Annotated in this window: 30 protein-coding genes and 1 riboswitch; of the genes, 18 read left to right on the forward strand and 12 right to left on the reverse strand. The window is 35.5% G+C overall.

Annotation, left to right across the window (positions count from 1 at the left end; translation table 11 throughout):
- Window positions 1-181: 181 nt before the first annotated feature.
- The 3 genes from ACIPKN_RS07995 to ACIPKN_RS08005 all read left to right on the forward strand — a co-directional run bounded on the left by ACIPKN_RS07995 (window position 182) and on the right by ACIPKN_RS08005 (window position 3,073).
- Window positions 182-682 carry a S4 domain-containing protein gene (locus tag ACIPKN_RS07995; RefSeq protein ID WP_400934828.1) on the forward strand — a complete coding sequence of 167 codons (501 nt, stop codon included), beginning with the start codon at window positions 182-184 and terminating at the stop codon, window positions 680-682.
- A 734-nt stretch (window positions 683-1,416) separates the two neighbouring features.
- The gene (locus ACIPKN_RS08000) at window positions 1,417-2,169 is read left to right on the forward strand and encodes a hypothetical protein (RefSeq protein ID WP_400934829.1); all 753 of its coding nucleotides are present in this window, start codon (window positions 1,417-1,419) and stop codon (window positions 2,167-2,169) included.
- Window positions 2,170-2,608: 439 nt separating this feature from the next.
- Window positions 2,609-3,073: an aminoacyl-tRNA deacylase gene (locus tag ACIPKN_RS08005; RefSeq protein ID WP_400934831.1), complete on the forward strand. Its 465-nt coding sequence runs from the start codon at window positions 2,609-2,611 to the stop codon at window positions 3,071-3,073.
- Window positions 3,074-3,249: 176 nt separating this feature from the next.
- Here ACIPKN_RS08005 and ACIPKN_RS08010 read toward each other — a convergent pair whose 3' ends face one another.
- From ACIPKN_RS08010 to ACIPKN_RS08020, 3 genes are all read right to left on the reverse strand, one after another.
- Window positions 3,250-3,636 carry a DUF3021 family protein gene (locus ACIPKN_RS08010; protein ID WP_400934832.1) on the reverse strand — a complete coding sequence of 129 codons (387 nt, stop codon included), beginning with the start codon at window positions 3,634-3,636 and terminating at the stop codon, window positions 3,250-3,252.
- 15 nt (window positions 3,637-3,651) lie between these two features.
- Window positions 3,652-4,167: a hypothetical protein gene (locus tag ACIPKN_RS08015; protein WP_400934834.1), complete on the reverse strand. Its 516-nt coding sequence runs from the start codon at window positions 4,165-4,167 to the stop codon at window positions 3,652-3,654.
- Between the two features lie 81 nt (window positions 4,168-4,248).
- The gene (locus ACIPKN_RS08020) at window positions 4,249-4,716 is read right to left on the reverse strand and encodes a LytTR family DNA-binding domain-containing protein (RefSeq protein WP_400934835.1); all 468 of its coding nucleotides are present in this window, start codon (window positions 4,714-4,716) and stop codon (window positions 4,249-4,251) included.
- A 270-nt stretch (window positions 4,717-4,986) separates the two neighbouring features.
- On the opposite strand from ACIPKN_RS08020, the gene ACIPKN_RS08025 reads away from it, so the two are divergent.
- The 4 genes from ACIPKN_RS08025 to ACIPKN_RS08040 are packed head-to-tail and all read left to right on the forward strand — an operon-like array spanning window position 4,987 to window position 7,356.
- The gene (locus ACIPKN_RS08025) at window positions 4,987-5,637 is read left to right on the forward strand and encodes a stalk domain-containing protein (protein ID WP_400934836.1); all 651 of its coding nucleotides are present in this window, start codon (window positions 4,987-4,989) and stop codon (window positions 5,635-5,637) included.
- A gap of 11 nt (window positions 5,638-5,648) precedes the next feature.
- Window positions 5,649-5,891 (forward strand): hypothetical protein, encoded by a 243-nt coding sequence (locus ACIPKN_RS08030; protein WP_400934837.1) that lies wholly within the window; start codon window positions 5,649-5,651, stop codon window positions 5,889-5,891.
- Window positions 5,892-5,904: 13 nt separating this feature from the next.
- Window positions 5,905-6,804, forward strand: coding sequence for an FAD:protein FMN transferase (locus ACIPKN_RS08035; RefSeq protein ID WP_400934838.1), 900 nt, complete (start codon window positions 5,905-5,907; stop codon window positions 6,802-6,804).
- Window positions 6,805-7,356 carry a ferric reductase-like transmembrane domain-containing protein gene (locus ACIPKN_RS08040; protein ID WP_400934840.1) on the forward strand — a complete coding sequence of 184 codons (552 nt, stop codon included), beginning with the start codon at window positions 6,805-6,807 and terminating at the stop codon, window positions 7,354-7,356.
- A gap of 161 nt (window positions 7,357-7,517) precedes the next feature.
- Here ACIPKN_RS08040 and ACIPKN_RS08045 read toward each other — a convergent pair whose 3' ends face one another.
- Both ACIPKN_RS08045 and ACIPKN_RS08050 read right to left on the reverse strand, forming a co-directional pair.
- Window positions 7,518-8,753, reverse strand: a complete 1,236-nt coding sequence (locus ACIPKN_RS08045; RefSeq protein ID WP_400934841.1) for a sensor histidine kinase — start codon at window positions 8,751-8,753, stop codon at window positions 7,518-7,520.
- On the reverse strand, window positions 8,753-9,424 hold the full coding sequence (locus ACIPKN_RS08050) for a response regulator transcription factor (protein ID WP_400934842.1): 672 nt from the start codon (window positions 9,422-9,424) through the stop codon (window positions 8,753-8,755). The genes ACIPKN_RS08045 and ACIPKN_RS08050 overlap by 1 nt, the downstream gene beginning before the upstream one ends.
- A 162-nt stretch (window positions 9,425-9,586) precedes the next feature.
- Here ACIPKN_RS08050 and ACIPKN_RS08055 point away from each other — a divergent pair, with 162 nt between their 5' ends.
- A complete protein-coding gene (locus tag ACIPKN_RS08055; protein ID WP_400934844.1) occupies window positions 9,587-10,477 on the forward strand; it encodes a DMT family transporter in 891 nt (296 codons plus the stop codon).
- A 36-nt stretch (window positions 10,478-10,513) separates the two neighbouring features.
- Here ACIPKN_RS08055 and ACIPKN_RS08060 read toward each other — a convergent pair whose 3' ends face one another.
- Complete coding sequence (locus ACIPKN_RS08060) at window positions 10,514-11,200, reverse strand: ArsR/SmtB family transcription factor (RefSeq protein WP_400934846.1); 687 nt, start codon at window positions 11,198-11,200, stop codon at window positions 10,514-10,516.
- A gap of 91 nt (window positions 11,201-11,291) precedes the next feature.
- On the opposite strand from ACIPKN_RS08060, the gene ACIPKN_RS08065 reads away from it, so the two are divergent.
- From ACIPKN_RS08065 to ACIPKN_RS08095, 7 genes are all read left to right on the forward strand, one after another.
- The gene (locus ACIPKN_RS08065) at window positions 11,292-11,600 is read left to right on the forward strand and encodes an antibiotic biosynthesis monooxygenase family protein (protein ID WP_400934847.1); all 309 of its coding nucleotides are present in this window, start codon (window positions 11,292-11,294) and stop codon (window positions 11,598-11,600) included.
- On the forward strand, window positions 11,537-12,016 hold the full coding sequence (locus ACIPKN_RS08070; protein WP_400934849.1) for a hypothetical protein: 480 nt from the start codon (window positions 11,537-11,539) through the stop codon (window positions 12,014-12,016). The genes ACIPKN_RS08065 and ACIPKN_RS08070 overlap by 64 nt, the downstream gene beginning before the upstream one ends.
- Before the next feature lie 138 nt (window positions 12,017-12,154).
- On the forward strand, window positions 12,155-12,472 hold the full coding sequence (locus ACIPKN_RS08075) for a PadR family transcriptional regulator (RefSeq protein WP_400934850.1): 318 nt from the start codon (window positions 12,155-12,157) through the stop codon (window positions 12,470-12,472).
- A complete protein-coding gene (locus ACIPKN_RS08080) occupies window positions 12,472-13,017 on the forward strand; it encodes a DUF2812 domain-containing protein (protein ID WP_400934852.1) in 546 nt (181 codons plus the stop codon). Before ACIPKN_RS08075 ends, ACIPKN_RS08080 begins: the two co-directional genes overlap by 1 nt.
- A 371-nt stretch (window positions 13,018-13,388) precedes the next feature.
- The gene (locus tag ACIPKN_RS08085) at window positions 13,389-13,547 is read left to right on the forward strand and encodes a DUF3951 domain-containing protein (protein WP_400934854.1); all 159 of its coding nucleotides are present in this window, start codon (window positions 13,389-13,391) and stop codon (window positions 13,545-13,547) included.
- A 391-nt stretch (window positions 13,548-13,938) separates the two neighbouring features.
- On the forward strand, window positions 13,939-14,244 hold the full coding sequence (locus ACIPKN_RS08090; RefSeq protein ID WP_400934856.1) for a hypothetical protein: 306 nt from the start codon (window positions 13,939-13,941) through the stop codon (window positions 14,242-14,244).
- Window positions 14,245-14,279: 35 nt separating this feature from the next.
- Window positions 14,280-15,140 (forward strand): MFS transporter, encoded by an 861-nt coding sequence (locus ACIPKN_RS08095; protein WP_400934858.1) that lies wholly within the window; start codon window positions 14,280-14,282, stop codon window positions 15,138-15,140.
- A gap of 113 nt (window positions 15,141-15,253) precedes the next feature.
- Here the strand turns inward: ACIPKN_RS08095 and ACIPKN_RS08100 are convergent, their stop codons facing one another.
- From ACIPKN_RS08100 to ACIPKN_RS08120, 5 genes are all read right to left on the reverse strand, one after another.
- Entirely contained in the window at window positions 15,254-16,534 is a 1,281-nt protein-coding gene (locus tag ACIPKN_RS08100) for a Na+/H+ antiporter NhaC family protein (protein ID WP_400934860.1), read from the reverse strand.
- A 106-nt stretch (window positions 16,535-16,640) separates the two neighbouring features.
- Window positions 16,641-16,748, reverse strand: a riboswitch (SAM riboswitch).
- 237 nt (window positions 16,749-16,985) lie between these two features.
- Window positions 16,986-17,333 (reverse strand): hypothetical protein, encoded by a 348-nt coding sequence (locus ACIPKN_RS08105; protein WP_400934862.1) that lies wholly within the window; start codon window positions 17,331-17,333, stop codon window positions 16,986-16,988.
- A 30-nt stretch (window positions 17,334-17,363) separates the two neighbouring features.
- The gene (gene crcB, locus ACIPKN_RS08110; protein WP_400934864.1) at window positions 17,364-17,693 is read right to left on the reverse strand and encodes a fluoride efflux transporter CrcB; all 330 of its coding nucleotides are present in this window, start codon (window positions 17,691-17,693) and stop codon (window positions 17,364-17,366) included.
- Window positions 17,690-18,052: a fluoride efflux transporter CrcB gene (crcB, locus tag ACIPKN_RS08115; protein WP_400934866.1), complete on the reverse strand. Its 363-nt coding sequence runs from the start codon at window positions 18,050-18,052 to the stop codon at window positions 17,690-17,692. Before crcB (ACIPKN_RS08115) ends, crcB (ACIPKN_RS08110) begins: the two co-directional genes overlap by 4 nt.
- Before the next feature lie 815 nt (window positions 18,053-18,867).
- The gene (locus ACIPKN_RS08120) at window positions 18,868-19,293 is read right to left on the reverse strand and encodes a VOC family protein (protein ID WP_142506904.1); all 426 of its coding nucleotides are present in this window, start codon (window positions 19,291-19,293) and stop codon (window positions 18,868-18,870) included.
- Window positions 19,294-19,828: 535 nt separating this feature from the next.
- Between ACIPKN_RS08120 and ACIPKN_RS08125 the strand changes: the two genes are divergently transcribed.
- Complete coding sequence (locus ACIPKN_RS08125) at window positions 19,829-21,571, forward strand: ABC transporter ATP-binding protein (protein WP_400934867.1); 1,743 nt, start codon at window positions 19,829-19,831, stop codon at window positions 21,569-21,571.
- Window positions 21,568-23,301 carry an ABC transporter ATP-binding protein gene (locus ACIPKN_RS08130; protein WP_400934869.1) on the forward strand — a complete coding sequence of 578 codons (1,734 nt, stop codon included), beginning with the start codon at window positions 21,568-21,570 and terminating at the stop codon, window positions 23,299-23,301. The genes ACIPKN_RS08125 and ACIPKN_RS08130 overlap by 4 nt, the downstream gene beginning before the upstream one ends.
- A gap of 50 nt (window positions 23,302-23,351) precedes the next feature.
- Here the strand turns inward: ACIPKN_RS08130 and ACIPKN_RS08135 are convergent, their stop codons facing one another.
- On the reverse strand, window positions 23,352-23,723 hold the full coding sequence (locus ACIPKN_RS08135; protein ID WP_400934871.1) for a hypothetical protein: 372 nt from the start codon (window positions 23,721-23,723) through the stop codon (window positions 23,352-23,354).
- Window positions 23,724-23,892: 169 nt separating this feature from the next.
- On the opposite strand from ACIPKN_RS08135, the gene dacB reads away from it, so the two are divergent.
- The gene (gene dacB, locus ACIPKN_RS08140; RefSeq protein ID WP_400934872.1) at window positions 23,893-25,326 is read left to right on the forward strand and encodes a D-alanyl-D-alanine carboxypeptidase/D-alanyl-D-alanine endopeptidase; all 1,434 of its coding nucleotides are present in this window, start codon (window positions 23,893-23,895) and stop codon (window positions 25,324-25,326) included.
- Window positions 25,327-25,462: the final 136 nt, after the last annotated feature.

A 25,462-nucleotide genomic window follows, 5' to 3' on the forward strand; every position in this document is an offset into this window, starting at 1 on the left:
TTCAAGGGGGTAGTATGCCTATTTTTCTCATTACAAAGGAACCAAGCAACCCTGTAGTCTCAATGCGTCAGGAGGTCCTTGTATAGGATCTCCTTTTTTATTTAAACAATAAATTTTACATTGTACTGCGAGATATCCAAATAGATGCTTGCGTACCTTTATCTTAAGAGGTGAAGGATTAATGTTAAATATTACATTCCGCTGGAGACTTTCTCAAATACCAGAACGAACTGTCAAGAAGCACTGCAAAATGTGTGGGAAAATATCTGTTTTTACGGATACAAATGTACGAAGGCATAACGCAAACGGAAAAAATATATACCAATATGCAATATATAAATGCGAAAAAAATCATACGTGGAATAAAAAGTTAGCTATGTATAAAACGTTCTCAGAGCATGTTGCTGATGTTGAGGAGCAGAAAGAAGAAGCTTCAATATTATCAACGATTCCGATAATCAGCTTAGTAGAACAAGAAATAAAGGTGATACACATTGTATTAGATGATGTGATTGGCAAACATCGAATTGATAAAGTGCTTGCAATCCAAATTGAAGATTGGAGTCGATCACAGATCATAAAGAAAATTGAAGATGGAACAATTCAATTAAATGATCAAATCATTAAACCTAGTGCAAAATTGTCAAAGGGTGAACGCATTTCTATTTTCATTGACAAATAAATTTTTTTCAAGGTCGCAACATGGTGAAGGGAGACATTCCCTGCATAAGTGCGACCTTTTGTTTGAGGGAGAGCGTCACAGGCTGGATCATCAAATCTTAATGGTTATTTGGATAGTTCAATAATAAATCATAGGCGCCTTAAATAGGTTTATTACAACTTGTTCTTTTTAGTCTAACGACATCAAGGTAAGTCAGAAATCCCTATTCTTACGAATAAGGAAGAATAGAACAGTTGGACAATAGTCATTCATCTGTAAAGGAAAACGCGTCTATAATTCAGACATCAAGGTTAAGAGGGGAAATCAAATGGATAGGTTTAGCTTTAGTTTCTTTCGGCAACTTTAGCATGCAGTACCCTCAAATTAGATTTTTTTGGAAAACGGTGAAACTGTTGTCATAAATTCACGTCTACTAACCGAATCCTAATTTTAGGAGGTAGATATATAAATTATATTGAGTGTAACAATTTACAGGTTTTACGGATTAATCAATGATGAAGCTGCTCTTCGGGGTTTGAAAATAAAAGATAATGGGTTTTCGTACCGCAAAGGAAAAGAATTACGATATGCCTGGTTATAAGTTTAATGAATTGACGAAACGAATTAAATAACAAAGTTTTAGTTGATCAAGGATAGGAAAAATAAAGGGGGCCAATACCATAAAAAAAATACTTTTCATTTTCATGTTTTTAAGTTTCAGTATAATAAGTGCATGCTCTGATCAAGAAGAACCTGTGCCGAACAAGTCACAAGAAGAGCAACAACCTAACGTGCCAAACAAGCCACAAGAAGAAGAGCGTCAATCACATGAAAATCAACAGGAACCATCCAAAACAAATAAAGGAAACATAGTAGCATCTAATACACAGGCTGGTGCACTAAAAAATATGAAGGACCAGCTTAAAACTAATTTACCTATAATTTTACCAAAAGGACTTCCGATAACAAAAGGTACATTTTTAACTGCAACAACGAAGGCAGAAGCAAACCAAGTTGAAGTACTATTTTTTGAAAGTAAAGAGTATTTGCCAATCAATGATAGAAAGCTTAAAAATTCACAGACAGCTACGATTATTGCAAGACTAGTAGTAAAGCAATATCCGAATGCTAAAGTAGCAAATGAGCAAATTTCATTTGTGAACTATAGTCAAAATGGTGGTCAAAAGGTTGATCTTGGCTATAACATTAAAGGTTATCAGGATGCTGGAGCTGGATCGCTATGGACTGGTTGGAATGAGGGACGATGGGCTTTAGCGACACATACACGAACAAACAATCCAGATGCAGGTGTGAAGCTTGCTAAACAGGCAGTCCAATTTTTAGAAACACATATGCTTCCTATTCCAAAACAAAATGGTTTTGCGCGCTTAGATGTTTATAAATCAGGAAATATAATTGTTTGGCAGGACGAAAAACTTGTCTATACGCTTGATTTAATCAAAGAGCCGCTAAAAGCACTTGAAATTGCTGCAGCTTTTTACCATTAACAAATTCTAATTAGTGTGATGCAATAATCCGCTTTACCTAACTAAATTTGTTAGGGGCTGAGGACTAAGCCAACATGTGAAGGGCAATTAAAAAGTAGGATGCACTCCTATGGATAGTATGTTTTAGTTAAGAGTATAGCGGTGAACAAATTAGGTTTAGTTTTAGATAGATTCGTAAAAAATGATGTATTGTATATAAATGTTAAGCGCCTGAGGTTGAATTGACTCAGGCGTTTTTTGAGTAAGAGCTTGTTCGGAATTACCTATGACATAAAGCAATTTGCAAAACGTTCATTACCATTATTGCTGATGAGTGAAGTTACATGAAAAATGATCTTCGTTTCTAGCGCAATTGCATGATTACTTAGTAGTAGTGATTTTAAAACTTGCGTTATTATGCTAATATTTACACAAATGAGAATATGAAAAGGAGACCTTTATGAATTCATATGAAACGAAAGTGAAAGAATTTTTAGACGCTAATAATGTAAAAGCTGAGCACTTCGTTTTTAATCAATCATGTCACTCTGTAAAAGAGGCTGCTGAAGCAGTTAATGGTTCGGAAGACGATTTTGTAAAAAATATTTGCATGATTGACTCAAATAATGAATTAATAGTTGCTATTGTAAAAGGAAACAATAGAGCTAGTACGACTCGTGTTGCTAAATCATTAAACATAGAAAAACCAAGACTTGCTAACGGCAATGAAATTATTGAACATACAGGTTTTCCACCAGGTGGAGTCCCTTCTTTTGGTTTTCAAGCAAAGTTTTTAGTTGATCCCAAAGTAACAAATATGGATTACATATATACTGGTGGTGGTTCTGAAAACTCATTAGTTAAAATAAATGTTCAAGACTTATTAAGAATCAATCAAGGTACTATTATTAAAGTAAGTAAATAGTAATTTATCACAACCGTATATAGTGATGGAATTTTAAATTCCACTTTGGTAACGTAACATGCTTCTTCAACAAGCTTGCACCGTTAGTTCAATAAATATGCTAAAAACAACGTATATATTCGTTTGCATAATAGGGCATTGGGTCACTAGACTAAATGTGACCCAATGCATCCCCTTTATAAATTTTTTATCTGTTTTAGTAAGTCATTAAGTTCATTCGTCTCTTTTTTAGTCTTAGTAAGTGTTATGATCCAAGCAAACAAATAGAGTAATAAAAAACCACCAATAAAATCTACGCTTAGAAAATGATCTACCCACTTGTTATATAAAGATATAGAAAAGACTACTAGAAACATCATGATAAAATGGATGACTAAAGCAAACAAATAGTTCAATTTTTCAATGTCAAAAATGATTGTAAAAATACCTGCGCAAGCCGAGATTATGAATACACTAATAATCTCAGCTTCTGAAGAAATGATATTTTTTCTCGATAGTAAAACCATCATATAAATAAATGCACCAGTGCCTAAACCTGAAAATAGTCTGTTTTTTAATTTCAACGAAATGTCTTCCTCTCAAAATAAGATAGGCTTGTTTAATTCTTTTTGTACATAATATGTAAAAAGAATTCCCCCAAAGAAAAGTCCGATAGATAGTCCATTTATAGCAGAATAAATGATATTAAATGAAAGGTCATTATAAAATGATGGCGAGATGCCTAAAGTTACATTTAAGAGATACTTCACTAAAAAGTTTATTAGAATAATGATCAATGGAAGATAGCACTTCTTTCTGATGATTACTGATTCCTGTTTGAAGAACATTTGATATTTTTTGTACAATAAATAACCAATTAAAGTCCCGGGTAATATGAAAAAGAAATAGCTAATCAAACAAAATTCTAAGTGTGAAAATTGAGAGGTCATTTTTTCAAATCCCCATATCATAAATATGAAAGGAACTAAAAACATTTTAGATAAATTGATTGGCCTTTCTTGGGAGATAGCGATACCTCTTTTTATTAAAATAATTAGTAATAGCCATACTGGCAATGGCGTTCTTAAAACTACTTCTCTAATGATGTTATACATTCTTTATTGCCTCCTTTAATGTTATTCATAATGGCATCAAAGAGGGAATAAAGAAATACGTCTAAACATATGTGGTGAAAATCAATACATAAGTGGACTTTTGGAATATGTTTTTAGCGTCTTTTTCAAAGAAGATACATATTTTCTTGACACAATTACTTTCTCTTCATTCGAGAGAATGGCTTCAAGATTACCGTTAGGTTTAACCGAAAATTTATTTAAAAAATGAATATTGATCATGATCGTTTTTGAGATTCTGATGAAGTTATTGGGAAGATCATGCTCCAATTTATATAAAGGGCTTTTTGTTTCAAAAATAGTATCATTTGTATAAATGAATATTTTCCGTTCAAGATATTCTAAATAAAATATATTGGAATAAGGAATTTTTTCTTGTTCGTTTTTTGATGTAGACCTCGCTAATAAATAGTTGTCAGAGCTTTTTTCAAGAGTTGATACGATATCTTGAATAAAAGACGTTACTTTGTGAATGTTAAATGTACATGTTTCTTCTGTAAGTTTTTCAATAATTTTAATGTTAACCTTCATGTAAGACATATTTTCCTTTCAAAATGGGTTCTTCGTAATTTAAGTGAATGAAAAGAGTATATCAAATGTTACGCTGATTTTTATAATTGTAGGATAGTTTTCACCAATATTATATATATAAAAACATAAATCTATGAAATAAGCCATTTCTAAGCAGAAAAATCTGTCTATAGAAATGGTTTTTTATTGTATGTAAAAATTTGTTTCAAAAATTCAGTCTTGTATCATTTTTGAAACCTACAATGAAGTCAAAGGAAGGGAGTAGTGAAGATGAAGATGAAAAAAATTAGTCTTGTTGTAGTTCTCATATTGGCAGGTTTTATTACAAATGACGTAGTCGTACATGCAGATGATCATGAACATAAAGATAAAAAACATGAAAAGTATAAAGAATATAAGGACTATAAAGACGACGATGATGATGATGATGAGAAATATTACGATGACGATGAAGAAGAAGGTGAAACGTATTATTTTCAAGACGCAGTAAGTGCGAAAGGTACTTGGAATATTTGGACACGAACAGTTGCTGTAGATAAAGAAGCGCTACCTTTTACAAATTCTCAAAAAGTTACGTTAAAGGTAGAAGGGACAAATAAGGAGCTAAGCTTTTTTATTGTACCAAAAGACAGAGAATTTTTTGTACCTGGAAAAGCTGTAGCACAGGTTTTAGGAGCGGAAGCGACATTTTACAAAGAGAGTAAAATTTTAAATATCAAAAATGAAGCAAATGAATTAATTTACTTAGCTGGAACTAACGTTGTTTATGATAACAATGTGAAAACGCCATCTCCTGCACAAGTATTTTACATGAATGAAGAATTATATGTACCTATTAGTACAATAACGAATGGCTTAGGTTATATAGCAGAGTGGCAAGAGAATAATCAAACATTTGTCTGCCAACCAATTACGAATTAGGGGGAAGCACTATGAAAGATCTGAAAAAGGCAAAATGGGTATTAGGGGCGTCAGGGATACTTTTATCTGCAGCGATACTAACCCAAATTAACAGTCCAACAGAAGCCGAAACTAGACGTGCAAATAATGTTCAGGAAGTAGATCAGAAAAATATGACGAAGAAAGAAAAAGAACTCGTACAGCTGGATTGGACAAACTTTGAAATTACAAGTCAGTCTGCTGTCAAAAGCGAGCGCAAAACGAAAAGAACTTAATGGAGTTGGTCGTGTGGATACACTAACTTTGCAAATAATGAATACTGAATTTTATATAGCTATGCCAAAAGGTGTTCATTTCGTATGGAAAGAAAAAGCTGAGAAATGGCTTCAATACGTAGCAAAAGAATGGTCAAGATTTCAATCGAATAATGAATTATCACAACTAAATAATTTGGCAATTGGCGAAACGTTACGCATTAGTTCGTTACTATATGATTGTTTAATGCAAGCGGATCAATATTATCAACTTTCTAATAGTTTATTTTCACCGTATCTTAAACGCCAATTAGAACAGCATGGCTACAACCAATCTTTTCCATTTAATGCAGCTAACAGCAAGGCATTTCAAAACAAACCTCTGATTGCAGATCAACCATTTCAATTTCTAGGCGATGAGCAAGTAATGAAGGTAGCGCAGCAGGAAATTGATTTAGGTGGATTTGCTAAAGGATATGCCATTGAAAAATTGGCGAATTGGCTTGAAGAAGAGGTATCTCCTGATTACGGACTAATAGACGGGGGAGGGGATATGAAAATGTGGTCTTCTGGGGACAAGACATGGACAATCGGCGTTGCAGATGCCTGGGATATCGACAAGGAAATTAGCTCGATTAAGATGAAAACAGGTGCCATTGCTACATCTAATCGTGTTTATCGAAGCTGGATACAAGGAACATGGAAGAAGCATCATTTATTAAACGGACAAACAGGTGAAATTGCAAATACTGAAGTATTACAAGCTTCAGTCGTAACATCCTCTTTATGTGATGCAGAGGTTGGTGCCAAACTGTGCTTTCTTATGGATGAAAGGGAATTGCAGCAATGGTTCGAAAATAATTGTCAACATAGTGCCCGTTTCATTGTTAAAGAAGGGCAAGTAGCAACTTGGAGAATGACGGGGGTGAAATAGATGACCATCAGTACGTGGGAATGGATTCGATTATTAGGGTTTTTAGCGTATTTTTACTTTACAATTTCCATTATATTTGGGTTGTTGAGAAAATCATCATTTGTCAAATCCTATAAAAATTTAATTTATCATATACATCAAAATGCGGGATGGCTAGGATTAATCACCGTAATAGCGCATATGTTAGTGCTTTTAATCGATCAATATGAGCCGTATAGTATAATAGCAATTTTAATTCCATTCTCAGCTAAATATCAGTCTTTACCATCGGCACTTGGAACAATAGCATTTTATTTGTTTTTAATGGTGATAATGACATCGGATTTATGGATTCATACAATGAATCGCTCCTTATGGAAAAAACTTCACTTTCTTGTGTTACCAGCATGGGTATTATCGCTCGTTCATGGAGTGCTAATTGGAACGGATACAGAAAATACATTGATTATTATGTTTTATGTAGTTTCTGGGGGGATCACGATGTTAGTGCTGGTTGCGAGAACAATAAGCCAGCTCATGAAAAGAGAAAAGATTTCAACGTCACAACAATAAATCAATTATGCCTCGGCATATTTGTAGTTGTCGCTTTGCTTTCGCTACAGAAAATGATTGCCGCTGACGCTTCGCTTTCGCGCAGAAAATGATTGCTGAAAGAAGTTAACAGGAAGCGGTGCCATTTTAAAAAGCCCCGCTTCCTTTATGTTGAACAATATTTATATAGGGAATTCAATATGAAATGTAGTGCCTTTACCTACTTTACTTGTCGCGTAAATTTTCCCATCATGTTGCTCCACTATTGCTTTTGCTATGGCAAGACCCAAACCAGTGCCATTTCGTTGACGAGCAGCATCACTTCGGTAGAATCGCTCAAACACTAAAGGTAATTCCTGTTCAGTCATACCAACGCCGCTATCAGCAACAGTAATTTTTACAGAATCTCTATTTTTTAAAAGCGTCAGTGTTATTGCTCCACTATTTGTATATCTTATCGCATTGTCTAAAAGAATATAGAGTAGCTCTTGTATTTTTGAAGCATCACCAAGTAGCTCGATGTTTTCTTGGATTTCAGTAGAAAGCTGGATGTCAGGAGGCATAATCCTTTGGAATTTCGTGCCCACTTTTTTGAGTAAAGTTGATAATAGTATGGTTTCTTTTTGAATGGCAACCTGTTGCTGATCATGTCTTGCTAAGAACAGCAGTTTATCTATGAGCTCTTTCATTATTTCAGATTCATCTTTTAAATCCGTAATTAATTCTTTTCCAAAAGGGCTTAATTGCTTTGCTTCCTCTACTTCTAAAATTTCAAGTGAACTATAAAAAATACTCAATGGTGTTCGTAATTCATGGGATGCATCGGATACGAATTTTTTTTGTTTATCGAACGACCATTGAATAGGTACCATCGCTTTCCCAGCCATATAATAGGACAGCAGACCGATTAAGACCGTTGAAATACAAGTTAATAAGATTAGTAAATACTTTGTCATTTGGAAAAAATGATGCTGTGACGTCACAGATTTACCAACGATTATATAACCAGCTACCATATCATCGTTAAAAATTGGCTTTTTTAGAAGTAGAAAATGCTCTTCTTGCCATTCATAATGCTGTACGAGGTCCTCATCTGGATTTCTATCGCCAAACGCTTTTTCAACCTGATTTTTCAGACCCTTGTAAGATTCGTCACCATGGACAAACTTGTGATCCTTTGTGTAAATATAGTAAAAAAAACTGCGATTTGGATCATAACTTAAAGTTTTAGTATTGGCATGAACATGTTCAAAGAAATCGTGCTCTTGCCGAACATAAAAATCTTCTAATTCGTTTATTTGTTGATTTTCCATTAATTTTACGAGGGAAAAGTAAAGAACAATAACGAATAGTGAAAATAGCAAAAAATAAAGCGTTGCATACAAAAAGGATAATTTTTTTTTCGTTTTATGAAACATTAGTCTTCCCTCAGTTTATAGCCAATTCCTCTAACATTTTGAATCCGTGATTTGGATTGGCCATCATCAATTTTTTTTCGTACAAGTTTGACTAAAGCATCTAAGGAATTATTCGAAACATCGTAATCGTAGCCCCAAATATAAATACAAATTTGTTCTCTCGTTAGTACACGACCTTTATTGATAAATAAATATTCTAACAGTAAAAACTCGTTTTTTGTTAGATCTATACTTTCATTATTGTACAAAAACACACGGGAATCTACATTCAGCTGTAATTGATCTATTTGGATGACCTGTTCTATCACTTTATCTTTTCTTCGTAATAATGCACGAATTCTTGCTAACAATTCCTCTATTTTAAATGGCTTTACTATGTAATCATCTGCGCCACTATCAAGTCCTTTAATGATGTCCTCTGTGTCGTCCTTCGCTGTTAGCATTAAAATACTACCATTGAATCCAGCATTTCGTAGCTGCTGGCACACTTGAATTCCACTAAGGTTCGGCATCATCCAATCTAAAATAACAAGATCGTATTGCTCTGTAAGCGTATGGTCTAGCGCTTCCTGACCGTTCTCCGCTTCTGTCACATTGTGAAATTCTTTCTTTAGAATATGAACGATATTCCTTCTTAATCGTGCATCATCTTCTGCTAGTAATATTTTCAAGGCAGCTTCCTCCTAGTACCTATATTCAACTAAGTATACGCATTAAAAATGACATGAAACTGAAAAAGTTACTTCCTCCACTATATGTATTTCATACTTCGATAAGAGTTGTAGCTTTTACTATCTATAATGTCCTTAAATATAGAAATAGGGGGACAAATAATGAATATTTATAAATTTACAGTATTGTTAGTTTTAACGACATTTTTAATGGGATCTTCGTTTGCCATTGTTAAATTGGGATTGCCTTATGCATCTCCACTGTTATTGGCTGCACTTCGCTTTATACTGGCAGGGATTTTGATGGCTGTCGTCGTATTAGCGATAAAAAGACCTCATCCCACTTCAAAAGAAGGCTGGATGAAAATTTTAACGATTGGAGCATGTCAAACTGCGGGTGTAATGGGCTGTATTTTTTTAAGCTTACGGACAATTACGGCAAGTGAATCTTCTATTCTAACATTTACGAATCCGTTACTTGTCGTCATATTTGCTACAATATTTACGAAAGCTCGTTACCGATTGTATCAATGGTGTGGTGTTTTCTTAGGGTTAATGGGTGTTACGATTACAATGGGTATGCAGATTGAAGGGAAAATCGGCATTCTTTTTGGTATTCTTTCAGCTGTTTTTTGGGCAATTGCAACATTACTGGCTAAAAAATGGGGTGTTTTATTTGATACATGGGTGCTATCAGCCTATCAAATGCTTTTTGGTGGTTTACTACTTTTAATGGCAAGTTTCGTGTTAGAACAACCATTTTTTACTGTGAATGTTCATTCAGTATTCATTTTATTATGGCTTAGCATTTTCTCGTCAATTGTTCAATTTGCAGGCTGGTATTATCTTTTACAAAATAGTGATCCTGGAAAAACGAGTGCCTTTTTGTTTTTAGCTCCTTTTTTCGGTGTGATAACAGGCTGGCTACTATTACATGAACCATTAAAACCATCGTTAATCGTAGGAGGGCTGTTTATTATTGCTGGTATTTATTTAGTGAATCGGAACTTTACGGCTTACCCAAGAAAAGTATCCGCGGAGCGTCAAGTATAGTCTGTCCGCGGAAAGAAGGCAGAGCACTGTGCTAGTTTAAACATCTAACTGAAAAACTTCTTTAAAGCCAGCCCGTCCTTTTTCAGTCACTTTAATGGCACGAATAGACGGGACACGAGTCACCCATCCCAAATTTAATAAATGGGCAAGGATCCCTTGACCAAGAGCACCAGCTAGATGATAACGGCGTTCACTCCAATCCAAACATGCAGGGGAAAATGATCTACGCTTTCTTTTTAAATCATCTAAATCAAGACCGAAATCGGTAAAAAATTGTGCACCTTCAGATGATATGAGAAACTGCTTTTCTTCTAGCTTTAGATAGCCAGCGTTAAGCAAAGAGTCTGTTAATTGAACACCTAGTTTACCAGCTAAATGGTCATAGCAAGTTCTAGCACCCTGTAATAGTTTCATTTGGCTAGATTGTTTTAGGGAGCGTACTTCAGGTGGAGGAGAAATCGCTAAGAAAGATTCGAGTAAATGAGCAATTTCTTCGTCTGCTAATTGAAAATATCGATGACGACCTTGTTTCTCTACTTTCACAAGTTTACCATCTACTAACTTTGCAAGATGAAAGCTAGCAGTCTGGGGCTTAATAGCTGCCATATAAGCTAATTCACTGGCAGTGTGAAAACGACCATCCATCATACTAGCAAGCATCGTAGCTCTTGAAGTTTCCCCAAGAAGCGAAGCGATTTCAGCCATGTTTGGATTAATACCCATTTGTCACAGTCCTTTCTGTACTCCATATTTCGATTTTCGTATAAGTATTTATCGTTTACAATAATACATAAAAAGGTGGTAGTAAATAGCTATGAAAACATATTATGCCGTAATTTTCACATCACAAAGAACAGACGAGGATGGAGAAGGCTATGCCAAGATGGCAGAAATGATGGATAAACTAGCACAAAAACAGCCCGGTTTTCTCCGTGTAGAAAGTGCCAGAAATGCAGAAGGGAAAGGCATTACTGTATCCTATTGGGAATCACTAGAGGCAATTCAGGCATGGAAAGACAATTCAAAACATTTAATAGCACAGCAATTCGGGAAAGAGAAATGGTACATGCAGTACAATGTGGAAATTTGTACAGTCATAAAAGATTATTCTTACATAATGTAATTAAATCGAACGCCATGTCCTATGGCAATTTAACCGTAGCGAAAGAAAGGCGACAGCTATATTGTTTTTTGCGCGTTAGTAGCAATGTATTAGCTGAACCTGCCATACAAGTATACAAGAATTTAGATCCAGCAGTATTAGATGTTGATCTGCAACAACAAACAGCCATTGTATCTTATCGACAAACGAAGCGAGAAAGTGCAGATAGTATCGTATTATCATATGATATGAAAAACCATCGCATTATTTGGAAAGAAAATATAGGTGTTGTTAACGCTGAGCAAAAAAATCCGGGTGTTCGTACATTAGAGAACTACTATGCGATTCAAGCAGGAGATGAGTTTTTGTTGTTAAATAAGGACACGAAAAAAGAAATGTTCAGATATCAGCTACGTTGGAATCGCCCAATTCAGTGATAATTAAAGAGCGAAGAATTATTTATCCCCTCCAAGTAACGACTTGTGAGGGGATTTTTTATAGAGTTGCTCAATATATCATAAAATGATATATTATTTAGTGATATATCGTTTTATGATATATTGGAGGTGTAGACAATGAAATCATTAGAGCAGTTAACTGATTCTGTTTTTTATATTATGGCTGCCTTAACGGAGCCTCGACATGGCTATGCGGTCATGAGTTTAATAGAGGAGACAACAAAGGGTACTTTCGTAGTTGGTCCTGCATCCCTTTATACAATTATTAAAAAACTATTAGCTGAACAACTTATTCAGCTACATGATGATTCGGATTCTCGGAGAAAAGTCTATGTCTTAACGGATAAAGGTCGAGATATATTGCTTGAAGATATTGAAAGAAGAAAGGTCATGATTCAGTTGGCAGAGCAGGGACTACAAAGGGGGCAAAAATAATGCGAAATAAGAGATATATGGCATCATATGGGTTAGCTTTTTCTGAGGAGCGCGATATGAAAAAATTAAGCGAAGAAGCGGCAAAAGGTTGGCATTTAAAAAGATTTCGATGTGCTGGCTATGGTCTAGAGAAGGGTGAACCACAAGACGTCATTTTTAGTATTGATTATCGTAAATTACCGAAGAGTGAAGAAGAGGAGTATTTTGAGCTATTTGCTTACGGTGGCTGGACACATGTTTGTTCTAGTACTGATATGCATATTTTTAAGGCAGCACCAGAAACTACACCCATTTATAGTGACGCTGAGTCTTCTATTGATAAATTAGCACGTCTTGCAAAGCCTGTAAACCTAGCAGCATCTATTGCTCTTGCTATAACGATGGTTTTGTGGGTAATTATGACATTTGCCACTGGAACAATTCAACACATTGCGGACCAAGGATTTATATATTCCTTTGTTTTTACTGTTCCTGCAGTAATGACTTCTGGTGGAGTTTACTATCATATGTGGAAAAACCTACGATTAAAATCCAAGCATATATAAAGAACGAACAGCTGAAGCTTATCAGCTGTTTTTTCATGTTGTTGAAAATTAGTATGTCAATGAAATACAAAATGGGGGGTGATTTCCGTTGCAACTAGGGTGTTCGATGAGCCGCTTGGTCCAACATGATGTTTTATGTGCGAGATCGTAGTGCTACGAACACTAAATCACAGGTAAAATTTACTTAATGTCGAAGTAATATATGTAGAACATTAGAATATAGATAGCTAATTGCTTTTATATTTACAAACTAGGCATGTCCAATATTTGATGACAATATAATAGTACAGTTGCCTACATTAATTGGTAATACACTTGCAAAGTAGAAAAACCATAACTTACTACTCGTTGAGAAAGGATAGGATGATGGAATGAATATTGGGAATAGCATAGCGCTTATTGTAAGTCTGATTTTTTCAAGCATTTTGGTTCGGGCAATATATCGCGTTTTTGTGAAAAAGAAAGTACCTACTATGGCGTATACACCATTTGATAATGCCATGGATGGTGGAAGTAAACATGACAATTAAGTGAGTGGTGGTTACAAACATCAAACAGTAGGGGTGCAGGCTTCATATAACTAATAGTATAAAATATGAGAATCTACTATTATTTCAATATGAGATAATAGTAGATTATTTTTCTTTTATCGATAATAAGATTTATGAAGGAATTTTATCCTGTATTTGGTATTATTTATTCAAGGGATAGTCAATAATTTTGTGTAAATGACAATCTACCCTTTTTTTATAGATCAAAGAATGATTTTGTTTTGGGAAGGTTAACTCTTCCATTTTCGCTTTGCGTAACTTAACTTCGCTCGTGACTGATTGAAACAGTTACTTTATATGAACTCGCAGAAGATTATTATTCTAAATAATTTGTAAAAGCATACTATTCGGATTTATTTTGGGGGATATTATGATTCAAGGTTCTTGGAGAGCATTGGTATGGATTGGATTATCAGAATTATTTGCATTAAGCTTGTGGTTTAGTGCATCTGTGATTGCACCCGAATTAATTGAAATTTGGAACCTTAGCTCCAATTCAGAAGCTTGGCTTTCAGCTGCTATTCCTATTGGCTTTGTAATAGGATCATTGTTTAGTTCCTATTTTGGGGTAGCGGACCGCTTTAATTCCCGAAAGATTTTTGCGATTTCAGTTTTTCTAGGCGCAATATTAAATGTCTTACTAATTCTAGTCCAGGTATTCTACTTAGAATTTTAACTGGAATAACTCTTGCCGGTGTCTATCCAATAGCAGTGAAAATTTTATCACAATGGTTTCCACAAAAACGTGGGTTTGCAATCGGAGTCTTAATAGCTGCATTAACATTAGGATCATCATTACCACATTTTGTAGTTATGTTTTTCTCTTCGTTAAATTGGAAACTCGTGATAATTAGTACTTCAGGATTGGCTTTATTATCGGCTATAATAGTTACTTATATTTTAGAAGATGCACCGATTGTACCCAATAAATCGCCTTTCTCTTTAAAATTAATAAAAAAAGTTGTTTTGAATAAACCGGTAATGCTTGCGAACTACGGTTATTTCGGGCATATGTGGGAATTGTATGCGATGTGGACATGGCTTCCAGCTTTTTTGACAGCTAGTTTTTTAACTTATTCACCAGAAATTCCTCATTGGTTTATTGCATTATCCTCCTTTATTTCAATAGGAATTGCTGGAGGGATTGGTTGTGTGATAGGAGGACTAATCTCGGATAAAATCGGAAGAGCCAATTTAACGATTATTTCTATGTTTATTAGTGCTATCTGTTCGCTAGTAATAGGTTTTACATTTGGGCAGTATATTTGCTTAACGTTAATAATCTCCATGATTTGGGGGATGTCTATCATATCTGATTCCGCCCAATTTTCTGCTGCAGTTTCAGAAATAGCCGATGTTGATTATGTAGGTACAGCCCTTACTTTTCAAATGTGTATTGGTTTCTTACTTACTATATTTTCAATAAACCTAATCCCGATTATACAGAGGATCATAGGTTGGGAGTGGGTCTTTACAATATTAGCGATTGGACCTATTCTTGGAATTGGATTTATGGTCAAATATAGACGTTACGAAGTACTAATGAGAAACGTCTATATTTGTAACTTTTAGGTATTATCTCTATCACAAAAAAATGAATAGCCTCAAAAAAATCCAATTGTTTTGATTATTTCAAAACAATTGGAATAATTTAGTGGTAAATCAATGTTTTTTAAGTATGAAGCTTAGGCTTTCTTTCCTTTCGGGTATCCGATGAGGATAGCGATGGTTCCGCAAATTCCTATAAGAACTGGATAGAAAGAGTATTGTAACATGCTCACTGGTGAAATTCCGGCTACACTTGCGGCTGCCAGGAATTGGGCTCCGTATGGTAGAAGGCCTTGAATCGTACAGGAGAAAATATCTAATATACTTGCGGACTTTCTTGGCTCAATCTCATACTGTTCAGCAATATTTTTTGCAAGCGGACCAGCAATTAAAATAGCAATCGTGTTATTGGCCGTCGATAAATTAGTTAGGCCTACAAGACCGGCAATACCAAATTCAGCACCTTTTTTCGATTTAATTCTTTTTGTTGCAAGGTGAAGTAGAAAATCAATCCCTCCGTTAAACTTTATAACCTCCACCATTCCAGCTATTAATATCGCAAGGAATGCCATTTCATACATGCCTGACATTCCTTCGCCGATCTTTTGAAAAAGGCTCATTAAATGATAGCTGCCATCCGCTAAGCCAACAGCCCCGGCGAGAACAATCCCAGATGCCAGAACAAGGAAAACATTCATTCCAGCTAACGCTAAAATAATGACCAAAACATAGGGAACAATTTTTACCCAACTATAGCTTAAATGCTCCACTTGTGCAGTTTCACCCATTGTAATGAACCCTAAAATAAGGCTCGTTACAATAGCTGCCGGCAACACAATCCAAAAATTCACCTTAAATTTATCCTTCATTTGTGCACCTTGTGAACGAACGGCAGTAATGGTTGTATCTGAAATAAAAGATAAATTATCGCCAAACATTGAACCGCCAACAATTGCTGCCATTACTAAAGCCATGGAAAGCTCGATATGCTCGCTTATGCCAACTCCAATTGGCGCTAGCGCAACAATCGTCCCCACCGATGTACCCATTGATAGGGAAATAAAGCAGGCAATGATGAATAAGCCTACGACAAGCAGATTTGGCGGAACGACCGATAAAGCAAAGTTTACAGTGGAATCCACTGCCCCCATGCCTTTTGCTACCGCTGAAAAGGCCCCAGCCAAAAGAAAAATAACAACCATCAGCATGACATTTAAATTTCCTGCGCCTTTGCAAAAAATATCAACCTTTTGCGCAAACGATTCTTTTCGATTCATCGCTAAAGCGACAGCGCCTGAAATGGAAATGGCTACAATAACAGGAAAGGCGTAAAAATCACCTGTAATAACCCCTGAACCAATAAATAAAATCAAAAAAACAACAAATGGGATCAGCGCCCATGGATTCTCTTTCTTCATGTCTACCTCCAAAAATAAAATTGGACACGTCTTTTGTCCATTCTTTTTACGAAAAAAGGCCTCTTCTTGTATCAACAAGAAGAGGCCTTATATCTATAAAACACTCCTCTTATCTATCAAGCCTTTGCCTGCTGGATTTGGCACAGTAACTTAAATCATAAGTTCCGCTGCCGAGATTTCATCGGGCCAGTCCCTCCATCTCTCTTGATAAGAAGCAAATATATTATTTTTTTTCACAATAATAAATATTATAATAAAAAGTCGATATTTGCAACATATTTTTAATCAAGCTTGATTAAAAGCTATATTAATTAAGGAGATTGAACAAGTAAGAGGATAGGAAAGTGTGAATTTTTGGTGCCGCTATTGAAGGCTTTAATAGTCTAACGCAGCACAATTTGATTTAACAACTAAAAAGGGAAAAAGAAGGCGCCCTTAGAAGTAGGGGCGCCTAAAACATTTGTGGTAAAAATTCCGTCATAAAGCGTTGATTTTTACGTAGCCATATTTTTAAAATCATACGATGTGTTAGGAGGCGTTGTCTTTTTTGTGGTCTAGCCTTTGCCTCTATTAAACTTTGTAGTAGAGTACATGTTTCTGTTGCAAATGCTTGAGGGTCAACTAGGACGTCAAGCTTATAATCAATTAATTGTACCGCCTGTACCTTTGCAAGTAATTGTGCAAAGCGTGTATTCATTTCTGGAAAGTTTTCTTCTAGTTCTAGGTCGATTAAACTATATAGTGTTTGTTCAATGTCAGCTTCGAGTGCTTGTAATTGTTTAATGGATGGCTGTGTCAAAAAATCACCTCTAGTTTTTTAAAAATGCGGCTACACAAGGTAAAAGCCAAGAGCAGCGAAAAGTAAACCGAATAAAACGGTAATGCCTATATAAACAATCGCTTGTCTCCATTTTTGCTGCTCTAAGAGCGTCAAACATTCAAAACCGAATGTCGAAAAAGTCGTATAGGCTCCTAAAAAACCAATCCCTATAAAATGCCAAATCCAATCACTTGGATGTAGCGCAAATAAAAAGCCAAGCGCAAAAGACCCAGTTATATTAATAAAAAATGTTGCCCATGGGTATGTATGGACAATCAATTTTCCTAGATAAAATCGTGTTAGTGCACCCAAAAATCCACCGATGCCAATAATTATCATACGATGCGCCCCTTTGCTAGTTTAAATCCTAGCCATGCACAAGCTAAACCGCCAAAAACACTTGCTAAAATATAAAGAACGGCTTGGAGCCATTTACTATCCTGCAAAAGTAATAGTGTTTCTAAAGAAAATGTCGAAAAGGTTGTAAAGGCACCAAAAAAGCCAGTACCAATTCCTATAATAACAGGCGTTCGCTTTGTAAACGTAGTAAATAGCCACGCTAAACAAAAGCAGCCAATTAAGTTCATACAAAGTGTCGCAAATGGAAAACCACCGTTATTTGAAAGTGCTAGACCAAGGTTATATCGACAGATGGCACCCAAAAATCCGCCAATTCCAACAGCTAAAAATGATTTCAAAGTAAAGACTCCTTACTAAAATGTCTATATTAAAAAGTGTATCATGTGAACAACATTTTAGATATTTTTCTATAGATATATAGAAAATATCACCGTTTTACGATTTTTATATTTCCTTCCAAAATACTTCGTAGTTAATGTCCATATATCATAACAAAATTTTAGTTCTAAATAAGAAACTCTTTAGTATTTCAAACACTATTACATCGTTCAATTGAAATCCGACAACGGTTAATCCGTTGACAGAAAACCCGCTAACGGAAAAAACAATAATACAAAAATAATAATAACAATAGAGCTGATGCCTTGAAAAGCGCACAGTAAAGTTCAAAACAATAAACGATGCTTCAGTTTGACGTTCGTGTCTCTTCTATTCAACTTGCACCGATGGATGTTGGCGTAGCAAAGATGGATGGCATTTTTACACCCTTAATGGAAAGCAGGGGACAGTCTCCGTGTTTACTATTCTTTAATTTATTGGGAGGATGGGCGATAAATTAACGTTAGGTGATAAATTTAAAAAGTTAGGCGATAAGTTAAAAATGTTGGGTGATAAATTTAAAAATTAGGGTGATAAATCTAAAAATTGTTCCGATCAATTGCTGGAAGCCCCTTTCGAACTAGATTTGTTCGTTTAGGGTCTTCTAGAATTGAAAAATTTGTATTTAACACAGTAATCGTATTGTCAAATTGTAGGAAAACAAGGATACTACTTACAGTTTTTTTGAACTTGATTCTTTTTTACCATTCTGCCAGCTACTTAACACAAGTACAACGTGTTTTTGCTGTTGCAAACATGTCATAATTTATTATTACTATAATTGACCTTTAACATTGTCAATGACAGTATCAAAGTCTTTATTGGAATCGACACTTTCCGTTATTGTAAAAACATATCCATCTGGATCTTCTAAAGTTAATTCTTTTGCATTCCATGGTTGAACTGTCGGTTTTTGAATGATATTTGTTTCATTTTCCAGTGCAGCTTGATAAATACTATGAATATCACTAGAAAATAAATTAATAATGACTGAGTCACAAGTGTTGACTTCTTCATCCTGTAATAACATCAAATCTTGGTACTTTGCGCCTCTTAAATGTATCATTGAAGTTGTTCCGTTAGCATCTGAAAAATCAAATACTGAATTGAAATTTAGTACATTCCCATACCATTCTTTTGACTTTTCAATATCTCTTACTTTTAGCTTTACAAATAAGGGCATTTGATAAAATTCATTCATGTCTATTTCCTCCTTTAGGTTAATACAAACTAACCATAAAGGTTTACGCAGCGTTAAAGTCAATACAAAAAGTTATAGATTTTTTATTTTAAATTTTAGGATTTTAGCAATTCATCGCTTTAAAGCGTTAATTTTTTCCTAAAAAACAGAAAAAATAACAGTGAGTTAGTTGACAAATATTTCTAAAGTATGATAATCTTCAATAACACTATAACAATCTTAAGTAAAGGAGGGCATGACGATGTTAATTTTACCAGTATCATATCAAAGTACAACTGCATACATTGTCCATGTCTTCTAACATTTTTTTGCGTTGCAAATAAATGGCATGGGTAACTCCTTGCCTTTTATGAAGAGACACATGCTCTTTTTTTGGGAGTATGTGTCTTTTTTGTTGCAAAAAAGTGTTGTAGTGATCATAAAAAAGGAGTGCATGTGTATGCGAAACAAAGTACAAAAAATGATTTTCATCAAGAAATTTATGGAGAGTGGGTAGCAAAGTTTTAACAGCACTTGAGAAAGAAGGTTATAACGTATGTTTGATGTTTTAAGTAAATTAAGCTGGTTTTTCAAGAAATACTGGAAGCAATATACAATAGCCGTTACGCTCTTAATGATTGCGAGTGGCTTAGAAGTTGTTCCACCGTATTTACTAGGGTCAATTATTGATATATTGACTGCTGGTGAAATGACACCAGCTCTTTTAACGAAGTATATTTTGATTTTCGTGTGTATCATGATTGGGGGTTATGCCCTTAATTTTGTGTGGCAATTCAGATTATTTGAAGGGGCTATTAACTTAGAGAAAATTTTACGCCGCAACCTTATGCAGCATTTTTTGCGTATGACACCAACTTTTTATGAAAAAAATCGTACTGGGGATTTAATGGCCCGTGCGACGAATGATTTAAACGCTGTGTCGCTGACTGCTGGGTTCGGGATTATGACATTGATTGATTCCACAATTTACATGGGCTTTATTATTTTTGCCATGGGTTTTATGATTTCGTGGAAGCTTACTTTTTTTGCAATGCTGCCAGTACCAATCATGGCCATCCTTATTCAATATTTAGGGAAGATTGTGCATGAACGCTATATGAAGGCGCAGGATGTTTTTGGAGAGCTGAATGATAGTGTTCTAGAGTCGGTTGCAGGAGTGAGGGTTGTACGGGCATACGTACAAGAAAAAAAGGACGAAACAAATTTTGCAGAGATGAGCGAGATTGTGTATGAAAAAAATATGCATACTGCAAAAATTAACGCCTTATTTGGACCGATTACAAAGGTCGGTACTGGGATTAGTTATGTTGTAGCGCTTGGCTATGGTGCTCATTTAGTAGCGATTGAGGCTATGACAGTTGGGCAGCTTGTAACGTTCAATGTTTACTTGGGGCTAGCAGTTTGGCCAATATTTGCAATTGGGGAACTTATCAATGTGATGCAGCAAGGCAACGCTTCACTTGATCGTGTACAGGAAACGCTAAACTACGAGATGGATGTTCGAAATATTGCAAATCCCCAAATGATTTCAACACCAAGTGGGATTGGCTTTGATGATTTAACATTCCAATATCCAATGAGTCAGGTGAAAAATCTCCAGCAAATTTCGCTGTCGTTGAAAAAGGGGCAAACACTTGGGATTGTCGGTAAAACAGGAGCGGGTAAAACGACCTTCCTACGACAATTATTACGCGAGTATCCAATCGGTGAAGGACAGCTATCGATTGATGGAGTCGATATTACTGCACAAACGAAGGAGCAGTTACTCGACTGGATTGGTTATGTTCCACAGGATCATGTTCTATTCTCACGTACTATTCGTGAAAATATTTTATTTGGGAAAGAGGATGCTACACAGTCTGAATTGCAGCAGGCGGTTCGTGCAGCATACTTTGAAAAGGATTTAAAAAATTTACCAATGGGCTTAGAGACACTTGTTGGTGAAAAGGGTGTATCTCTTTCAGGTGGTCAAAAGCAACGTGTTTCAATTGCACGTGCTCTTATTAAAGACCCTGAAATTTTAATGCTTGATGACTCGCTTTCTGCTGTAGACGCCAAAACAGAGGCAAGAATTATTGAGAATATACAGCGAGAACGACAAGACAAAACGACGATTATTACAACACATCGTTTATCAGGAATTCAGCACGCCGATTTAATCATCGTGCTAGATGAAGGCCAAATTGTAGAGCAGGGAACACATGAGCAGCTTCTTTCACTACAAGGATGGTATAAAGAGCAATTTGACCGTCAGCAGCTAGAAGGAGGTGCCTCATGAGTACGGGTCAACGTTTAACACGCTATGCAATGTATTTTAAAAAACCGATACTACTTGGATTATTTTTCTTAACAATCGCCGTTTTTACGGAGCTTGTTGGGCCGTTTATTGCGAAGCATATCATTGATAATTACATGACAATTGGCCGCATTGAATTTAAACCAATTACTTGGCTATTAGTTGTCTATTTACTTTTAGCAATAGCTACAGCTGTTTTACGCTATTTTATGTATATCTATTTACAAATGGGTGCTAACCGTGTTGTACAAAAATTACGTAAAGATGTATTTGAGCATATTCAAACATTGCCAATTCAATACTTCGATAATTTACCAGCAGGGAAAATTGTAGCCCGTGTCACGAATGATACTGAGGCTGTTCGTAATTTATACGTTCAAGTACTTTCAAACTTCGTTACAAGTTTAATTTCTATTGTGGGTGTTTATATCGCACTCTTCATTTTAAATTGGAAAATGGCATTCCTAGCACTGGCTATGGTACCAGTCGTTTATTTATGGATGATTTTATACCGTAAAGTTGCTTCGAAATATAATGATGTTATTAGAACGAAAATCGCCGATATTAACGCAATGATTAATGAGTCAATTCAAGGGATGACGATTATTCAAGCATTCCGTCGTGAGCAGCAAATGACGAAGGAATTTGATGACATGAATAATGAGCATTATGCATATGAGCGCAAGCTGCTTTTCCTCGATTCTGCAACTTCCTTCAACCTTGTTAATACATTAAGACTTCTTATGTTTACGATCTTTATTTTTTACTTTGGTACACAGTCATTTACAGCAACGGAAGTTATTTCTGCGGGGACATTATATGCCTTTGTCGATTATTTAACGCGATTATTTAATCCGATAACGAATATTGTCAATCAATTTTCTCAGCTTGAACGCTCACTTGTTGCAGGGAAGCGTGTCTTTGAGGTGTTAGATATTAACGGGGAACCAGTATCTGAAAAAAGTTTACCTAGATATAAAGGGAATGTGGTGTTCGAAGATGTTTCCTTTGCTTATAAAAATGATGAATACGTATTGAAAAACCTATCATTTGAAGCACACCAAGGTGAAACCATTGCCTTAGTTGGTCATACAGGATCTGGGAAAAGTTCTATCATGAACTTATTGTTCCGTTTCTATGACCCTTCTAAAGGGAAAATTACGATTGATGGCATTGATATTACTTCGGTTCCTCGCCAAACAATGCGTGAACATATGGGCATTGTTCTACAGGATCCATACTTATTTACAGGCACTATTGCTTCGAACGTTAGCCTGAATAATCCTAAAATTTCACGTGAAAAAATAGAAACCTCATTAAAAGCTGTTGGCGGTGATCGTGTTTTAGCGAACTTGCCAAATGGCTATGATGAGCCAGTTATTGAGAAGGGGAGCACACTGTCATCTGGACAGCGTCAGTTAATTTCCTTTGCGCGTGCGCTTGCCTTTGACCCGGCTATTTTAATTTTAGATGAGGCTACTTCTAATATAGATACGGAAACAGAGGAGATTATTCAGCATGCGATGGATGTGCTAAAAAAAGGACGTACAACATTCATTATCGCTCACCGACTTTCTACTATTAAAAATGCAGATCGTATTCTTGTCTTAGATCGAGGTAAGATTGTGGAGCGTGGTACACATGATGAATTAATAGCGCAGGGCGGCATTTACGAAAAAATGTATCAAATGCAGGCGAATTCATTGCAATAATTTATGGAATACGTGAAGCCCCACTCTATGAAAAAAGTGGGGCTTTCTATTTAAGATTTTATATTTTTAAAGACATTGACAACAAAGAGCAGCACTGAAATTGCCACTGCGATACCGCCACCAGATACAAAGAGTTCAAATAACCAGCGTGGTACATCTATATAAACCATCATCATACCGACTAAGAGGAACGGCAATCCGATATTGTAAAACCAAAATTGTGCTTTGGCTAAACCTGTCTCGGCGGCATCTTTATATACAGAATAAATTAAGCCGATTAAACCAGTTGTTAGCCAACCTACTACACCAATATGTGCATGTGTCGTCTTCCAGTCGAGTTGATTTGTATAATGCATAAACAGTCCAAAGGCCATAACAATCACTAAATATAAAACTGAAATCTTTATCCATTTAGCACCCATTTAATAAACAACTCCTTTCCCGAAATTTATTTAGCTAGCTATTACAGTTTATTCTTGTCGAATAAAAAAGATGACATTTTGTAAAATAAAAAAGTGTTTTATTGTAAAATGCTAATTTTTTCCGTAGAATAAAAGCGTGAAAAGTAGAAATTTGCCAATTGGAGGGTCTATGAAAAAGAAAATTAATTTTTTAATAATGATTTTAATGGTCTGTTACTCGACCATCATCTTTGTTGAGAAGGCAGGTGCTAGTGAGCAAATGATGACAACAAAAGTGAATAGCATTATTGCGAAGAGTTGGAAGAACAACGAGTACAGTATTACCGTACGAGATATAGAAACAGGTAATGTGCTCTACAATAATAATGGTGAAAAAATGATACGTCCTGCTTCTACGCACAAGCTTTTAGTTAGTGCCGCTGCATTGGATTTATTAGGACCAGATTATCGCTTTGCGACGAAGTCGTATGTCGATGGATCAATTGAAAATGGTGTACTTTACGGTAATATTTATTTACAGGGCGGGGGAGATCCAACGCTTTTACCTAGTCATTTAGAGTCATTCGCCAATGGCCTGAAAAAAATGGGTATCTCTAAAATTACGGGTTCTTTAATCGGGGATGATACTTGGTTTGATGCAGATCGCTTACCGAAGGGTATTGTACCTCAAGAAGAGAATCAACCTTATGCTTCACGTATTTCAGCGTTAACGATTTCGCCAAATGATCAATATGATATAGCAAATGTGCAAGTGAAAGTGACAGGCTCAAAGGTTGGCACTACAGCTAATGTTCAGCTTGTTCCGTTTGCAAGTACTATCCCGGTTGTTAACAACACAAAAATTGTTAAAAAGGGCGAGAAAAGTACTGTGAAAATTACAAGAGAATATGGTACAGATCGAATTATTGTAACGGGTAACTTACCAGCAGGTTCACAGAAAAGTACATATGTAACGGTCTTTAATCCAACCCTATATACACTCGATGTATTTCGGGAAAAATTAGTAGCAAAAGGTATCCAAACAATGCCTCTTGAATCTGGGAAGGTACCTGAAAATGCACAGCAAGTGGGTATTTCGTATTCAAAGCCATTAACTGAGATTAACTTTAAATATTTAAAGTTAAGCATTAATGGCATGGGTGATATGTTGACAAAACAACTTGGACGAGAGTTACTCGGGGAAGGAAGCTGGTCGGCTGGCATCCAAGCAATTCGTACATATGGTAGTGATAATGAGCTTACTATGGATCAGTGGTATTTTGAAGACGGTTCAGGTTTAAGCCATCAAAATCGAGTTAATAGTATGCAAGAAAGTCTATTATTATATAAAATTCGAAGTAAATCCTGGTATAACTCATATTTAGATGCATTACCGCATGCAGGAAGAAAGGGCAGCCTTGTTGGTGCGACTTTAGAAAATCGTATGAAGGGCTATAGTGTATCTGCTAAAACAGGCTATATTTCTGGAACATATTCTTTGAGTGGATATGTAAAAGGAAAAAGTGGCAAGTGGTATATCTTTAGTATTTTGACACAGGCGAATAAAACTTCAGCCATCCCAACTATTGATGAAATTGTTAAACAGATTGCAAATGAAATGTAAGCTTAATTGCTTAAATGAGCATGTGCAAAGACGATAAAAGTAAAAATCTCGCTAGTTCGCTTTTGTGATGATGAAAAAAGCTATACTAGAAAACAAAAAGCTATTTTTAAGCTGAACTAATTTTTGTATTAGTTCA

The sequence above is a fragment of the Lysinibacillus sp. NPDC086135 genome, assembly GCF_044746345.1.
Taxonomy (GTDB): Bacteria; Bacillota; Bacilli; order Bacillales_A; family Planococcaceae; genus Lysinibacillus.